12 protein-coding genes are annotated in these 15166 nt (G+C 69.3%); 1 reads left to right on the top strand and 11 read right to left on the bottom strand.

Annotated elements, in window-relative coordinates; translation table 11 throughout:
* Positions 1-24 precede the first annotated feature (24 nt).
* From AC3B6C_RS02485 to AC3B6C_RS02450, 8 genes are all read right to left on the bottom strand, one after another.
* The gene (locus AC3B6C_RS02485) at positions 25-1542 is read right to left on the bottom strand and encodes an NAD-dependent succinate-semialdehyde dehydrogenase (RefSeq protein ID WP_488374765.1); all 1518 of its coding nucleotides are present in this window, start codon (positions 1540-1542) and stop codon (positions 25-27) included.
* Positions 1539-4544 (bottom strand): FAD-binding and (Fe-S)-binding domain-containing protein, encoded by a 3006-nt coding sequence (locus AC3B6C_RS02480; RefSeq protein ID WP_488374764.1) that lies wholly within the window; start codon positions 4542-4544, stop codon positions 1539-1541. Before AC3B6C_RS02480 ends, AC3B6C_RS02485 begins: the two co-directional genes overlap by 4 nt.
* A 10-nt stretch (positions 4545-4554) precedes the next feature.
* Positions 4555-5862, bottom strand: a complete 1308-nt coding sequence (locus tag AC3B6C_RS02475; protein ID WP_055474437.1) for an aspartate aminotransferase family protein — start codon at positions 5860-5862, stop codon at positions 4555-4557.
* Positions 5863-5907: 45 nt separating this feature from the next.
* Positions 5908-6354, bottom strand: a complete 447-nt coding sequence (locus tag AC3B6C_RS02470; RefSeq protein WP_010840775.1) for a MarR family winged helix-turn-helix transcriptional regulator — start codon at positions 6352-6354, stop codon at positions 5908-5910.
* Positions 6351-6956 (bottom strand): DJ-1/PfpI family protein, encoded by a 606-nt coding sequence (locus AC3B6C_RS02465; RefSeq protein ID WP_055474436.1) that lies wholly within the window; start codon positions 6954-6956, stop codon positions 6351-6353. Before AC3B6C_RS02465 ends, AC3B6C_RS02470 begins: the two co-directional genes overlap by 4 nt.
* 69 nt (positions 6957-7025) lie before the next feature.
* The gene (locus AC3B6C_RS02460; RefSeq protein ID WP_488374763.1) at positions 7026-8387 is read right to left on the bottom strand and encodes an MFS transporter; all 1362 of its coding nucleotides are present in this window, start codon (positions 8385-8387) and stop codon (positions 7026-7028) included.
* A 202-nt stretch (positions 8388-8589) separates the two neighbouring features.
* Positions 8590-9579, bottom strand: coding sequence for a 3-hydroxybutyryl-CoA dehydrogenase (locus tag AC3B6C_RS02455; RefSeq protein ID WP_488374762.1), 990 nt, complete (start codon positions 9577-9579; stop codon positions 8590-8592).
* Complete coding sequence (locus AC3B6C_RS02450) at positions 9576-10715, bottom strand: NAD/NADP octopine/nopaline dehydrogenase family protein (RefSeq protein ID WP_488374761.1); 1140 nt, start codon at positions 10713-10715, stop codon at positions 9576-9578. Before AC3B6C_RS02450 ends, AC3B6C_RS02455 begins: the two co-directional genes overlap by 4 nt.
* Before the next feature lie 133 nt (positions 10716-10848).
* On the opposite strand from AC3B6C_RS02450, the gene AC3B6C_RS02445 reads away from it, so the two are divergent.
* Positions 10849-11835 (top strand): Lrp/AsnC family transcriptional regulator, encoded by a 987-nt coding sequence (locus AC3B6C_RS02445; protein WP_055474433.1) that lies wholly within the window; start codon positions 10849-10851, stop codon positions 11833-11835.
* A 7-nt stretch (positions 11836-11842) separates the two neighbouring features.
* On the opposite strand, the gene AC3B6C_RS02440 is transcribed toward AC3B6C_RS02445, so the two are convergent.
* From AC3B6C_RS02440 to AC3B6C_RS02430, 3 genes are read right to left on the bottom strand one after another with little or no spacing between them, the layout of a single operon-like run.
* On the bottom strand, positions 11843-12601 hold the full coding sequence (locus tag AC3B6C_RS02440; protein ID WP_488374760.1) for an SDR family NAD(P)-dependent oxidoreductase: 759 nt from the start codon (positions 12599-12601) through the stop codon (positions 11843-11845).
* Positions 12598-13446 carry an enoyl-CoA hydratase/isomerase family protein gene (locus AC3B6C_RS02435; RefSeq protein WP_488374759.1) on the bottom strand — a complete coding sequence of 283 codons (849 nt, stop codon included), beginning with the start codon at positions 13444-13446 and terminating at the stop codon, positions 12598-12600. The genes AC3B6C_RS02440 and AC3B6C_RS02435 overlap by 4 nt, the downstream gene beginning before the upstream one ends.
* Complete coding sequence (locus AC3B6C_RS02430) at positions 13443-15080, bottom strand: AMP-binding protein (RefSeq protein WP_488374758.1); 1638 nt, start codon at positions 15078-15080, stop codon at positions 13443-13445. Before AC3B6C_RS02430 ends, AC3B6C_RS02435 begins: the two co-directional genes overlap by 4 nt.
* Positions 15081-15166 lie beyond the last annotated feature (86 nt).

Below are 15166 nucleotides of genomic sequence, written 5' to 3'. Positions count from 1 at the left end.
CCCAGACCGGTTCCGGAAATGTTGTCAGCGAAGGGGAATCGGCGTGGCCGTGTACTTCATGTCGAGAAACTCCTCGATGCCCACGCGTCCACCTTCGCGTCCGAGTCCCGATTCCTTGACCCCGCCGAACGGGGCCGCCGGATTGGACACGGCGCCGGTGTTGACCCCGACCATACCGGTTTCCAGCGCGGCCGACAGTCTGGCGCAACGGTCGACGTCCTGGCTGAACAGATAGCCGACCAGCCCCCACGGTGTGTCGTTGGCCAGCGCGATGACCTCGTCGTCGGCCGCGGGATCGTCCGGTTCGTCGGCATTGCCGAACGGGACGATCGCGGCCACCGGCCCGAAGATCTCGGTGCGCATGAGATCCGCGTCGAGTCCGACGCCGGTCAAGACGGTCGGTGGATAGAAAAAGCCTGGGCCCTCCGGGTTCTCACCTCCACAGACCACCGTTGCACCCTTGGCCACGGCGTCGGAGACCAGCGTCGAGACCTTCTCGACGGCCGCGCGTTCGACGAGCGGGCCGACCTGGACGTTGTCGGCCGCACCGTCGCCGACCCGCAGCCCGGCCATCTTCGCGGCGAAAGCGGCGGTGAACTCGTCGATCACGCTGCGGTGCACGAAGACCCGGTTGGCGGCGGTGCAGGCCTGACCGATGTTTCGCATCTTGGCGAACATCAGACCGTCGACGGCTCGTGGGATGTCAGCGTCGGCGCACACGATGAACGGCGCGTTGCCGCCCAGCTCCATCGATGTGCGCATGACCGTGCCTGCCGCCTGTCGCAGCAACAGTTTCCCGACCTCGGTCGACCCGGTGAAGCTGATCTTGCGGGCGAGGCCGCTCTCCATCCACTCGGTGACGACCGTCGACGGGTCGCTGGTGGTCACGACGTTCAGCACACTCGGTGGGAGGCCCGCCTCGACGAGGATGTCGGCCAGCAGCAGAGTGGTGAGCGGGGTGAGTTCGGCGGGTTTGATGACCATGGTGCATCCCGCCGCGATCGCCGGCCCGATCTTGCGGGTTCCCATGGCCAACGGAAAATTCCACGGCGTGATCAGGATGCACGGGCCCACGGGTTGCCTGGTCACCACGATCCGATGCGATCCGTCGCCGGTGGTGGTGGAATCGCCGCCGATGCGGACGGCCTCCTCGGCGAACCATCGGAAGAACTCGGCGCCGTAGGCGACCTCGCCCTTGGCCTCGGCGAGAGGCTTACCCATCTCGGCGGTCATCACCGCGGCGATCTCGTCGACCCGGTCCATGATGAGCCGATGTGCGCGATAGAGGATCTCGCTGCGGCTGCGCGGTGAGGTGGCCGCCCACCCGGCCTGATGCGCGGCCGCGGTCTCGAGCGCATGCCTGGCGTCGACGGCGTCGGCGTCGGCGACGCGGGCGAGCACGTCGCCCGTGGCCGGATTCACGACGTCGAAGCGCTCGCCGGAAGCGGCGGGAGTCCATGTGCCACCGATGAACAGGTCGGTGTGGACGCGGGACACGGCTTCGGGAGCGTTGTGCAGGGTCACGGGGGCGGGGGCCGTCATGGTCGTACTCCTCGGATGTCGGTGGCTGTATCGGGGGACGTGGCGAGCAGCTCGGCGAGATGGACTCCGCGTGGCCGCCCGTGGGAGAGGGCGTCGTCGACGGTCGCGAGGTGTTCGACGGCCATCGCGCAGCTGAAACCGTCGGTGACGACGGGCCGATGCGGGTCGTTGCGCAGTGCAGGCGCCAGGCCGTTTTCCGCGACGGCCATGCTGACCTCGTAGTGCCCCTTCTCGAAACCGAAGTTGCCGGCGACACCGCAACACCCGTCTGCAGTGTGCACGGTGACCCCGAGGGCCTCGAGAGCGGCGACGCCGACCCGCGCGCCGAAGACCGCGTACTCGTGGCAGTGGGTCTGCAGCGTCACCTCGTCGGGCAGGGCCGGTGGTCGCCAGCCCGCATCGAGCAGAGCGGGGAGGTGGGCGGCGAAACTCCGCACGCGTGCGGCCACGCGCCGCGCGGCCTCGGTCGGGATGAGTTCGGGAAGATCCTTCGCCAGCGCCGCTGCACAACTGGGTTCGACAACCACGATCGGCCTGTCCGTGCCGTCGTCGAGGTCGGCGACAGTGCGGCGCAGCACCTTTCGGGCGTGGCCCAGCTGCCCCGTCGAGATCCACGTGAGGCCGCAACAGTTGTCGGACGCACAGCCGACGGGATCGGACGCACGGTCGACGGGATCGGACGCACGGTCGACGGAGTGGGCAGCGCGGAGGACCTCGGCCACGGCGGTGGCCACATGCGGGCGGAATGCTCGGGTGAAGGAGTCGACGAACAACACGACCGAGGAACTCGCATCGACGGGGGCGAGAGGTCCGAGGTGGGTGCGCCGGGCCCGATGCGACGCGAACGCGGGCATGGTGCGTCGGGGATCGAGGCCGCCGGCGCGTGCGGCGAGACCGCTGAGCCGGGACCGCAGTGCGCGGTTGAGAACCGGTGCCGCGAGCCCCGCCGCCGACAACCACGCGGGCATCCACCCGAGGGAGTAGTGCGACAGCGGCCGGAGCCGCCGCCGATAGTGGTGGTCCAGGAACTCCGATTTGTAGGTGGCCATGTCGACCCCGGTCGGGCAGTCGGTGGAACACGCCTTGCACGACAGGCACAGTTCCAGGGCCTCGGCGACATCGGTGGACCGCCACCCGTCGTCGACGGTGGGAGCGGTGCGGACCATGTCCTGCAGCACGCGGGCTCGACCGCGAGTGGAGTCCTTCTCGTCGCGGGTGGCCTTGTAGCTCGGGCACATCACCCCGCCGGCATCCGCACGACACCGTCCGACACCGATGCACCCCTGCACCGCGTGGACGAACGGGTCGATGAGTGGGAGCTCCGCGGGATCCGGTCCGGCGGTGTCATGTCCGAGGGTGAAGCTGGTGGGCCAGCTCCGACGCGGCACGTCGGCGAGGGCGAGGTCGGTGGTGATGGGTGGCGGGTCGACGATGCTGCCCGGGTTGAGGATTCCGTGTGGATCCCAGATCGCCTTGAACCGGGCGAACGCCGACATCATCGCCGGGCTGTACATGATCGGCAGGAGTGCCGACCGGGCGCGTCCGTCACCGTGCTCGCCGGACAGCGAACCTCCGTGCCGCACCACGAGTTCCGCGGCCTCGGTACAGAAGCGCGCCATCACCGTGCGTCCCTCGGCGGAACGGAGGTCGAAGGTGATGCGGACGTGCATGCAGCCGGCGCCGAAGTGTCCGTACATGACGCCGGTGAGGCCGTGGTGGTCGAGCAGGCCGGCGAAGTCGTCGAGGTAGTCGGCGAGCCGCTCGGGCGCGACGGCTGCGTCTTCCCAGCCCGGCCAGGATTCGTAACCGTCACCGATGCTCTCGTCGTCGGGATCGGCCAGTCGTGACGAGAGACCCGCGCCGTCCTCGCGGACACGCCAGAGCGCCTTGCGGTGGACGGGGTCGTCGACCACGGCGGCGCCGATCATCCGCCCCTGCGCACGCAGGTGGTCCAGGAGCCGCTTGGCGGTGGCCGGCACATCGGATTCGGATTGTGCCGCGGCGCTGTGTTCGTCGAGGTCGACGAAGAGCCAGGCCGATCCCGCGGGCAGGCCCGCGACGGACTCGCGGCCACGCCGTGCCGCCATCGTGGCGACGATCTTGCGGTCGATGCCCTCGATGGCCGACGGCGCGAACGGCAGGATCGCCGGTACGTCCCGAGCGGCGTCGGCGGGGGAGCGGTAGCCGATGCACAGCAGGAGCTGCGATGTCGCGACCGGCACCAGCGCGACGCTCGCCGACACGACGATCGCGCAGGTTCCCTCACTGCCGACGAGGGCGCGCGCTACGTCGAAACCGTTCTCCGGCAGCAACTTGGCAAGGTGGTAGCCGGAGACCTGCCGCGGAATGGTCTCGAGCTGGGTCCGCAGGATGGCCAGGTTCGCAGCGGTCAGCTCCCGCAGCGATCCGGTGATCTCGGCTGCTCGCGTCACCGCCGCACCGTCGGCGGGATCGGCGGCCCGCAGTCCGTCGCGGGTTGCGGTGAGCAGCAACCCCTCCGCCGTCACGAGATGCAGTTCGACGATGTGATCGCTCGTGCGACCGTGGCGGACCGAGTGATTGCCGCAGGCGTCGTTGCCGATCGCACCGCCGAGGGTCGCACGCGACGCCGACGACGGATCCGGCGCGAACGTGAGTGTGCCGTCGGTCGCGGCCCGTGCCTCCGCGGCGAGGGAGGTCAGCACGATCCCCGCGCCCGCGACCGCGGTCGCGGATTCGGCGTCGACGGACAGGACCCGATCCAGATGCCGGGACAGGTCGATCACCACTCCGGGGCCGATCGCGTTGCCGCCCATCGAGGTGCCGCCACCGCGAGGGACGACGGGTACCCGGTGTTCGTGACACCATCCGACCACCGTCGCGACCTCCCGGGCGGTGCGCGGGAAGGTGACGGCCAGCGGTGGAACCCGGTAATTGGAAGCGTCGTAGGAGTATTCGGCGAGGCGACGCGTCGAGGAGTCTGCGTCGACGCCGAGTCTGGTGAGTTCGGCCGCGATGTCCACCGGAACCGGGCTAACCGAGCGCGGTGGCGAGTGCGGCCGCGAACCGGGCGACGCCGAGGTCGATCTCCTCGGCCGTGACCACCAGAGCGGGGATGAGACGCACGACGTTGGCAGAGGGCCCGCAGGTGAGGGACAGCAGCCCCTGGGCCGTGGTGGCCTGCTGGACGGCGAGCGCCGCCGCCGCGTCGGGCGTGGTGTTCCCGGCGGCATCCGTGGTGACGAACTCGATCCCGGCCATCAGTCCCAGGCCGCGCACGTCCCCGACCCCGGGGAACGCCGCACACACCTCTCGCAGGCCGGCGAGCAGCTGCTCACCGCGTACGCGCGCGTTCTCGACGAGACCCTCGGACTCGATCACGTCGAGGGTCGCGATCGCGGCGGCGGCCGCGACGGCGTTCCCGCCGTACGTGCCGCCCTGCGACCCCGGCCACGCCTTGCTCATCAGAGCCGTCGGCGCCGCGATCGCCGAGATCGGGAAGCCGGATGCCAGACCCTTGGCGGTGATGAGGATGTCGGGGATCAGTCCGTCGGCGTGCTGGTGACCCCAGAACCTGCCGGTGCGACCGAATCCCGCCTGCACCTCGTCGAGGACGAGGAGGATGCCGTGGCGGTCGGCTCGTTCCCGCAGACCCTGCAGGAACCGCGGCGGGGTGGGCAGGTATCCGCCGTCGCCGAGGACAGGTTCGATGAGGAACGCGGCGGTGTCGTTGGGTGCGACGCGCGACTGGAGCAGATAGTCGAGCTCGCGAAGCGCGAAGTCGACGGCGGTGTCGGTGTCCCAGCCGTATCGGTAGGCGTAGGGGAACGGCGCCATGTGCACGCCGCTCATCAGGGGGGAGAAGCCCGCCGAGAAGCGGGTCCCCGCGGTTGTCAGGCTGGCGGCCGCGACCGTCCGGCCGTGAAATCCGCCCTGGAAGACGATGATGTTGGGTTTCGCGGTGGCCATCCGTGCGAGGCGGATGGCGGCCTCGACGGCTTCGGAACCGGAGTTGGCGTAGAAGACGGAGTCGAGTCCGGCGGGCAGTACCGCCCCGAGACGAGCGGTGAGCTCCAGGAGCGGCGTGTGCATGACGGTGGTGTACTGCGCGTGGATGACCTTGGCGCACTGCGCCTGTGCGGCGGCGACGACGTGCGGGTGGCAGTGTCCGGTGCTGGTCACACCGATACCGGTCGTGAAGTCGAGGTAGTCGCGACCGTCGGTACCCCGGATCCACGAACCCGCCGCGGTGTCGACGACGACGGGCGTCGCCTGCTTCAGCGCCGGGCTCAGCGACGCGGTCTGGCTGTTGCGGATCGGGGAGTCAACGCTGGCGGTCATGCGTACACGGTGACGCCAGATCGTACGATTGTCAACAATTGGACATCAGCGCTGGCCGTCGAGTGTGTCGAGTGCGGCGCTGAGGTCCTGGAGTGCGTGCAATGCCTGTTCCCATCGGACGGGGTCGAGGACTGTCGCCAGTCGGTCGGCTGCTTCGCGGTGCCCGGGGTCGATGGCCCGCACGGCCGCGAGACCCGCCGCCGTGGGGGCGACGAGCTTGGCCCGCCGGTGGGCCGGATTGTCCCGGTATTCGGCCAGTCCGTCGGCGACGAGCAGGTCGGCGGTGCGCTGGACGCTCTGCCGCGTGATCCCCATCGCCCGCGCGACACCCGCGACCGGCAACGGTTCGTCGAGGACCGCGCCGAGTACCTGCCAGCGCGTGGCGGTCAGGGCGGCGGGTTCGGCGAGACGTTCGGCGAGCGCGAGGAACTGGCCGTTGAGGCGGAAGGCGGTCAGTGCCGAGGCCGACAGCAGATCTTGGTGGTCGCTCACTGCTCGCCGGCCAGGGCGTAGAAGCCGCTGGGGTCCTGGTGGCCGTAGAGCTGGTACCAGGCGTCGAGAACCGGCGGAGAGTAGATGCCGAGCAGTGCGAAGACCTCGCGTGCGAAATCGACGGGTGCGATGGCCGCGGCGGTGATGACTCCGCGATCGGTGACGGCAGGGGCGTCGACGTAGTGTGCGGCTCCGTCATAACCCGTAGGTGTCAGCTGCTCGGGCGCGTTGCTGGTGTGGCGTCGGTCGTCGAGCAGCCCCGCGCGTGCGAGGCCCATTGTGGCTCCGCAGATCCCGGCGACCGGAGTTCCGGCATCCGCCCAGCGCCGGGCGGCGTCGACGAAGGCGTCGTTGGACTCCCAGATCTGGGCGCCGGGCAGGACCAGCATCGCGCTGTCCTCGGGCTGGACGTCGTCGAGTGTGGTGTCGGGCACCATCGTGACCCCGCCGATGGTGCGGACCGGCTCCCGCGAGGCGCCGACGGTCACGATGCGGAACGACCCCGGCTCGGCCTGGTACTCGGGATTGTTGACACCCGATGCCACGTAGCCGAACTCCCAGTCCGCGAGGGTCGGGTACAGGGCGAGATGGACGGTTTTCATGATGCCTCCTCGAAACGACGATGACAGCATCCTGTCATTAAGACAGGATGCTGTCAATAGCGCCTCGGCTCAGCTCCGCGGACGCTGTCGTCGTGGCGGTCGTCCGGCGAGGGCCGGCGCGGTCTCCCGGATGACCATCAGGCAGCAGAGGCTGATCGCCATCAGTGCTGCCGCGTAGATCCCCACGGGGATCACACTGCCGGTGGCACTGACGATCCGGTTCGCGATCATCGGGGCCAGGCCGCCGCCCAGCACCGCGCCGACCTGGAAGCCGATCCCGATGCCGCTGTAGCGCTGCGTGATCGGGAACAGCTCCGCGAAGGTCGTCAGCATCGGACCGTAGACGAAGCCGGTGAGCGCGAACCCGATCGAGATGACCGTGATGCAGGCCGCCAGGGACCCGGACGCGGTGACCCAGAACAGGATCGGTGCGAACAGCAGTGACGTGATCATCCCGAATCCGATCACCGGTTTGCGGCCGAATCGGTCGGACAGGTGACTGCCGAGCACGACGGTCGCTGCGTGACAGGCGAGCGCCAGCGTACTGCCCAGGACCACCGGCGACCGCTCGAAGCCGCGTCCCGGATCGGTCTCGGTCAGGAAGGAGAGCATGAACGTGAACAACAGGAAGGCGTAACAGTTCTGACCGACGTTGATCCCGGCCGCCAGGGCGACACGACGCCAGTTCTGCCGGAGAACCGCGAAGGCCGGCGGCGAGTTCTCCTCTGCCCGCTTGGACTCGACGAAGTCCGGTGTCTCGCTGACCCGGGATCGCGTCCACACCCCGATCGCCAGTACGACGCCGCCGATGAGGAACGGGATGCGCCAGCCCCACGCCAGGACCTGCTCCATGGGCATCAGCAGCACGAGCGCGAACGACAGATTGGCCAGGATGCCGCCGACCGGCGAACCGAGGGTGACGAAACACCCGTACAGACCACGCCGGTGCGCCGGCGCGTGTTCGGCGGCGAGCAGGGCCGCGCCGCCGATCTCACCGCCTCGTGAGATGCCGTGCACCATGCGGAGGAAGATCAGGATGATCGGCGCCACGATCCCGATGGCCTGATAGTCGGGGAGGACGCCCATCGCCAGGGTCGACCCGCCCATGAGGAGGAAGGCCGCGGTCAGCGCCTTGCGCCGACCGAATCTGTCCCCGAAATGTCCGAAGATCAGGGCACCGATCGGCGCCATCACGAAACCGACCGCGAAGGTCGCGAATCCGAGGAAGGTGCCGAACCAGGGATCGTCGACGTTGAAGAAGATCTTGTTGAAGACCAGTGCCGTCGCGGTGCCGTAGATCGCGAAGTCGTAGAACTCCATGATCGTGCCGACGCCGGACGCGACGGCGACGCGCGTGGTGCGCTCCCGCCGGGGCGGGGCGGCACTCGGTGCCGACGGGTCGGGTGGTGCAGAGTTGTCGAGAGTTACCACGGATCACTCCTCATCGGTGGTCGAACGGGCCGTGGAGGCCGGCGTTCGTTGGCTGTACTCGTGGATGAATCGATTGTGTCGGACCCGCGGCTCGCGGGGAATCGGGAAAAGCTTTACCGCGCCGACTCATTGGACGCGACCGGGCGTGCTTCACCGCGCCGCCGGGGACTCCGGTGGCGGGACGTGGGCGTGTCTGGTCGGGTCAGTCGGCCTTGCTGAACTCCTCGTGGCGGGCGAGGCGTCCGACGGCGTCGAGCACTCGCGCGAAGTCGGCGATCCGCTGTGCCCGGTAGTCGGCGACGGTCGCCGGGTCGAACTCGTAAAAGCCTGCGCCGTCGGATATCCCACGGCGGCCGGACGTCATGTTCGTCTCGACCAGCGCTGCTGGTGCGAACCTCTCGCCGAGCTCTCGACGCAGGTAGTTCGACGCGTGGAAGAGGGTGTCGCAGCCGCCCCAGTCGATGAACTCGAGCAACCCGAGAACCGCGAAGCGCGAACCGAATCCGATGCGGACAGCGGTGTCGATGTCCGCGGCGCTCGCCACCCCCTCGGCCACCATGCGCGCGGCCTCGTTCATCACCAGCGCCTGGAGCCGGGGGACGATGTACCCGGGCGACGGGGCGCACACCACGGGGACCTTCCCGACCGCGACCAGCAGGTCGCGGGTGGCCTCGACGGCCCCGGGACTCGTCGCCGTGCCGGGCGCCACCTCGACGAGCGGCATGAGATCGGCCGGGTTGAGCCAGTGCGCGTTGAGGAATCGGGCCGGCGCCGCCAGCGAGCCGGCGAGTTCGTCGACGAGGAAACTCGACGTGGTCGACGCGATGGGGACGGTGTCGCCGACCATGGCCTCGATCCAGGTGAGCGTGTCGCGCTTGACCTCCGCGACCTCGGGCACGGCTTCGAAGACGAGATCCGCCCCGGCCATCGGGGCGAGGGCGTCGACCTCTCCGACGACCGTCACCAGAGCCGCGACGTTTTCGAGGTCCTCGACCGCCAGCAGGCCGAGCGTGACCTTGTGCGCGAGTGCCTGCCGAACCGATGCGCGGACCCCGTCGAGATAGGCCGATGCGCCGGCGCCGCGGTCGCGGAGGTCGACGACCGTCACCGCGACATTCCCGAAGGCCAGCGCAGCGGCGATGCCCTGGCCCATCCGGCCGGCGCCGACAACGGCGACGTGGCGGCCCGTCACTGCGCCGGCCCGTCGTGGAGAAATGCCCGCATGCCGGACGGGTCGAGGTCGGCCAGCCCCAGGTTCGCCAAGGTGCGCCCGCGGGTCGCGGCCGGGCGTCCGGTGACCGCCCCGGCGAGGGCGAGCAGGCCGTCGGCCACCGGAGACGGCACGTCCGCCCACGTCGCCACGGAACTCAGCAGCGCGAGGCCGATCTCGACGTCCTCGGTCATGTAGCGGTGGGTCCGCAGGTCGATGTTCTCGCGCCAGTCGCCGCTGTCGGTGAGCTTCTCGTGGGCGGCGTTGCCGTACATCCACTCGTCGCCGTCGGCGGTGTAGTGGTCGGCGAGCGGGAAGTGCGGCGCACCGTAGCCGAGTGCCTCCCGGACCGCGATGCGCTCGGCGTCGAGCGCGGAGGTGACCCGCCGGATGGAGTCCTGGGTACCCTCGTTGTGGATGTCCCATGACGGAAAGTGTTCCAGTGGACCGGCATTCATCAGGATGAGCGGCGGGTGGATGATGGGCCCGGCGTTCATCAGCGCGCCGCTGAGAGCGTCCTCGACGCGCTCGACGGCGGAGTAGACCTCGCCGAGAACCGCGAGCACCCGGTCGGTGTGCCGCGCCGGGAAGACCCCCGTGGGCAGGCGCGTGGCGTATCCGCTGACCACGACGCGGGTGTCACCGTGTTTGCGCGCGAGGTAGGGCAGGGTGCCGGTCTCGGCGAACGCGACGTCGGCGGGGTTGCCCGCCGCGCGCACCGCTTGCGCGAACACGATCGACCCGAAGCTGCCCGGCGGCAGGTAGACGATCTGACCGTCGCGCAGGTGCGGCGCGAGTTGCCGGGCGAGCGATTCGTGGGCGAAGGCGGGAACCGGCGCGACGACGACCTCGGCGTTGGACACCGCCTCGGCGAGATCGGCGACGATCGAGATTCCACCGCCGGTTCCACCGCCCGTGTCGCCGTCGCCGAGGTGCAGACCGTCGACACCGATCTGCCGCCGGCCGAGGTGATCGTCGATGTCGAGCGTCCCGCGCTCGACCAGCGACGAGAACGCCGCGGAGTCCCGTCGCCACCAGGTGACATGGTGGTCCTTCTCGCTGAGTTCCGCCGCAGCCGCGTAAGAGCCGTGACCTCCGCCGATGACGCAGACCTTCACTGATCGTCCTCCTCGTTTCCGGACCGCCCGTGCGGCCACTGGGTGTTGGGAGGAAACGTAGGAGCGCTGCCGCGGGCTGTCCCGGCGACTGCCGATACCGAAAAAAGTTCACCGCGTGATGCAGGATTGTTGCGTGCCGGACGACCTCGATTATCAGATCGTTCACGCTCTGCAGGTCGCGCCGCGGGCGCCCTGGGGCGTGGTCGGCGACGTCGTGGGCGTGAGCGCGGCGACCGCGGCCCGTCGCTGGGAGCGGCTCGTCGACAGTGGGCTCGCCTGGATCGTGACCTATCCCGGTGCCGCGTACCTCAACACCCGCTGCAGCGCCTTCGTCGAGGTCCAGGCGTCGTCGCGGCGAGAGGAGCTCGTCGAGCATCTCGCCGCCGACCGGCATGTGGCCACGATCCAGCGCACCGCGGGCGACGGCGACCTCCTGCTGACCGTGATGGTCCCGGACCTCGGTTTCCTCGGCGACTGGGTGCAGCGCCTCGCCGAGACCGAGGGCGTCGCCAGGACCCGGACGAGGGTGGTGATGCGGGTCTTCGGCGAGAGCGAACGCTGGCGGGTGCACACGCTCTCCGACGCCGACGAGTCGGTGCTCGGCGAGTACCGGCCCGAGCATCGTCCGCTGGTGCACGGACCCGACGAGATGGATCTGCGGCTCATCGCCGCGCTGGCCGAGGACGGTCGACGCTCGGCGGTCGACCTGGCTGCCGCGAGCGGACTGAGTGCTCCGACCGTCCGGCGTCGGCTGACCGCCCTCGTCGCCGAACGCGTTCTGTCGATCAGATGCGAAGTGGCCCATGTCATCAGCGGCTGGCCGGTCACGGCGAACGTGTGGGCGCGGGCGTCGTCGCGGTCGATCTCGGCGCTCGTAGACGCGCTCGACGACCTGCCCCAGGTGCGGGTGTGTTGCGAGGTGACCGGCACCGCGAACATCGTGATGGGCGTGTGGTTGCACACCATCGGCGAGCTGTCGGAGTTCGAGCAGCAACTCGAGAGCCGCGTACCGGGGCTCGTCGTCGCAGACCGTTCGGTCACGCTGGAGACCCCCAAGCGACTGGGCTCGCTGCTCGACCGGTCGGGCTGCCGCACGGGGTCGGTTCCCGTCGTCCTGTGAGGGTCCGTCAGCGGATGGATGATCCGATGCTGATGCCGCCGTCGACGTCGAGGACGATGCCGGTGATGTAGCGGGCGGCGGGGGAGCACAGGAATGCGGCGGCTTCGGCGATGTCCGCGGGGTCGCCGGTAGTGCGTTGGGGCACTTTGGAAACCAGCTTGTCGCGGGCTGAGGCGTCCATCGAGGCGAGCATCGGGGTTTCGATGAGTCCTGGTGCGATGGCGTTGGCGGTGATGCCCTCGCGTGCGGTTTCCAGTGCGAGGGTGCGGGTGAGTCCGACGATGCCGGCCTTGGCCGCGACGTAGTTGGACTGACCGAAGTTCCCGCGCCAGCTCATCGAGGAGAACGACAGTATCCGCCCGTACCGGTTGGCACGCATGTGGGGGAGCGCGGCGCGGGCGCAGAAGAAGGTGCCGGACAGGGAGACGTCGATCACCGCGTGCCAGTCGGCGTCGGAGATGTTCTCGGCACGGTTGTCGCGGATGATGCCGGCTGCGTTGACCAGGACGTCGATGCGGCCGTGCCTTTCGGCGATCGAGTCGATCCACTCGGTCACCCGAGTGGAGTCGGTGACATCGATGGCGTCGGCGTGGCATTCCCGGCCGACGGCGGTGGCGATCGTGTCGGCGGTGGCCCGGGCTGTGTCGGCATTGACGTCACCGATGACGACAGTGGCTCCCTCGGCGGCGAACTGCTGGGCCATGGCTGCTCCGAGTCCTTGGGCGCCGCCGGTGATGACGACCACCTGTGAGTCGAAACGGTTCATCGTCGTGCTCCTGTCTGAGATACCGCGGTCTGGGGTACTGCGGGTGCCGATGTTGTTTGGCGAGTGAGGAATTTCTTCAGTGCAGCGGGGACGTCGTGTGCGCGCCAGTGTGCGTCGAACGTGTCGAGCTCGAGGGCGAGGCCGGTGTGCGGGTCGACGGTGTCGAGGTCGAACAGCAGTCGTTTGTAGCGTGCCTGGGCGGGACCGTGCTGATCGGTGAGGATGCGTGCGGCCTCCGTGGCGGCGTCGACGAGGGTGTCCTCGGGTACCACGCTGTGCAACCAGCCCGTGGGCATGAGTTGTTGTGCGGCAACGAGTTCACCGGTCAAGGCCAGCCATCGGGCCATCGAGACGCCGAGTTTGCGCGGGAGTCGGACGCTGGCACCGCCGGCGGGAAGCAGGTTGTTGCGGACATGGCCGTCGCCGATGAGTGCGGTGTCGGCGGCGATCACCACGTCGCAGGCCAATGCCAGCTCCATGCCTCCGGCGACCGCGTGCCCGTGGATCGCGGCGATCACGGGTAGCCTGCTGGTCTCCAGTCGGGTGCACAGGGCGGAGACGTCGCGGAGGAACTCGATGGGTGACTCTCCGTGTTCGTCGAGCTCGAGGAAGTACTTCAGGTCCGCGCCTGCACAGAACGACGGGCCGGCCCCGGTGAGCACGATCGCGCCTGCGTCGGGATCGGCTTCGGCGTCGCTCAGTGCGCGGTCGAGATCGGCGATGAGTTCGGCGTTGAGCGCGTTACGACGACGCGGCCGGTTGAGGGTGAGGATCCGGATCGGTCCATCGGCGGCGACGAGAACGGTCGGGGTGTCTCCGGTGCCCAGGGGGTCTCCGGCGCTCACGACGGCGAGCCTTCGGTGGTCTGTTCGCGGCGCTGCTTGCGCAGTTCGGCGCGCTGGATCTTTCCGCTCGGGGTCTTGGGCAGGGCCGGGACCAGGTGTACTTGTCGCGGGTAGGCGTGGGCGGCGTAGTGGGTCTTGACCCATTGCTGCAGTTCGCTTTCCGTGGTCGCCCCGTCGACGGTCCAGTTCGATGCGAGCACGACGAAGGCCTCGACCACTTCCCCGCGGACGCGGTCGGGTGCGGCGATGACGGCGCATTCGGCGACGGCGGGATGGGTGAGCAGCACCGACTCGACGTCGAAGGGCCCGATCCGGTAGCCGGCCATCAGGATGACGTCGTCGTCGCGGGAGGAGAACCGGATGACGCCGTCGGAGTCGATCGTGGCGATGTCGCCGGTCAGGAAGTAGCGTCCGTCACCGCGGAAGCGCTTCGCGGTCGCCTCGGCGTTCCCGGCGTAAGCGGTGAAGGTCATGAAGTCGCTGGCGGTGACGTCGACGGCCAGCTGTCCCACCTCACCGAAGTCCGCCGCGACATCGGTGTCGGTCCGCAGGACGGTCATCTGCCAACCCGGTAGGGACACCCCCATGGCGCCGGCGACGATGGGCCGTTCGAGGAGCCGATGGTGGGGATAGCCGATCGGCATGCCCAGTTCGGTCTGCCCGTAATGGTCGTGGACCTGCAACCCGAGGACCTGTTGCGCCCACTCGTTGACCTCGGGTGTCAGTGGCTCGCCGGCGCTGGACAACCGCTTGAGGGACAACCCCTCCGGCGGGGCGTCCGACGAGGTCAACAGACCGCGATACACCGTCGGCGCGGCGGCGTAGTCGGTCACGCGCAGCTCGTCGAGCACTGCCCAGGTCGCCTGCGGGGAGAAACCTCCGCGGGTCAGCGTGGTGGTGATCCCAGCGGCCATCGGTGCCACGATCGCGGTGTAGAGCCCGTAGGCCCATCCCGGGTCCGCGCCGCACCAGAACACGCTCTCGGCGTCCACCCCGAGGCCGAACTCGAGGTAACTCTGCCACCCGGCGGCGTAGCGCACCGGGTGCACGACGCCCTTCGGCTTGCCGGTGGTTCCCGAGGTGAACATGTGGACCAGGGGTCCGTCGCCGCCGACGGCCACCGAGGTCTGCCCGGCCACGTCACCGGCGGACACCGCCTGCGTCAGCGCGGCCAAGGATCCGTCGGAGGCCTCGGCGGTGTTGACGACCAGTTCCCATGTGCCGTCGGGCACTTTGTGGGCCTGGCCCTCGTCGGCGATCACCACCGTCACGTCGGCATCGACCAGCCGTGAGGACACCGCGGCCTCCGCGAACGCGGTGAACAGCGGCGCGTACACCGCGCCCAGGCGCCAGATGCCCAGGACCACGGCCAGCAATTCCGGGCTCTTGCCCATCAGGGTCGCCACCCGGGACCCCTGACCGACCCCGCGCGCGGCGAGGACGGCGGCCACCCGCTTCGACGACTCGGCCAATTCGCCGAAGGTGACCTGCCGGATCGAACGGTCCGCGTCGACGAACGTGAGTGCCACGGCGTCTGCGGGGTGCCGGTCGCAGAGCAGGTGGGCGACATCGACGTCGTCGCCGGTGTAGGTGGCGAGGATCTCGCGCACGCGGGTGTCAACAGGGGATGCCATGGCCAACTCCAATGGTGAACTCGTGGGTACTTAAAGATATCACGTAGTACCCAACTTGGTACCACACGATTGTCATCCGGCATGGA

The sequence above is a fragment of the Gordonia sp. 11cp genome, assembly GCF_057767225.1.
This window is presented reverse-complemented; position numbering and strand designations above follow the sequence as displayed.

Excerpts from the sequence above, each read along its gene's own strand:
- AC3B6C_RS02485 (WP_488374765.1), bottom strand. The coding sequence starts at position 1,542 with ATGACGGCCCCCGCCCCCGTGACCCTGCACAACGCTCCCGAAGCCGTG.
- AC3B6C_RS02475 (WP_055474437.1), bottom strand. The coding sequence starts at position 5,862 with ATGACCGCCAGCGTTGACTCCCCGATCCGCAACAGCCAGACCGCGTCG.
- AC3B6C_RS02465 (WP_055474436.1), bottom strand. The coding sequence starts at position 6,956 with ATGAAAACCGTCCATCTCGCCCTGTACCCGACCCTCGCGGACTGGGAG.
- AC3B6C_RS02440 (WP_488374760.1), bottom strand. The coding sequence starts at position 12,601 with ATGAACCGTTTCGACTCACAGGTGGTCGTCATCACCGGCGGCGCCCAA.
- AC3B6C_RS02430 (WP_488374758.1), bottom strand. The coding sequence starts at position 15,080 with ATGGCATCCCCTGTTGACACCCGCGTGCGCGAGATCCTCGCCACCTAC.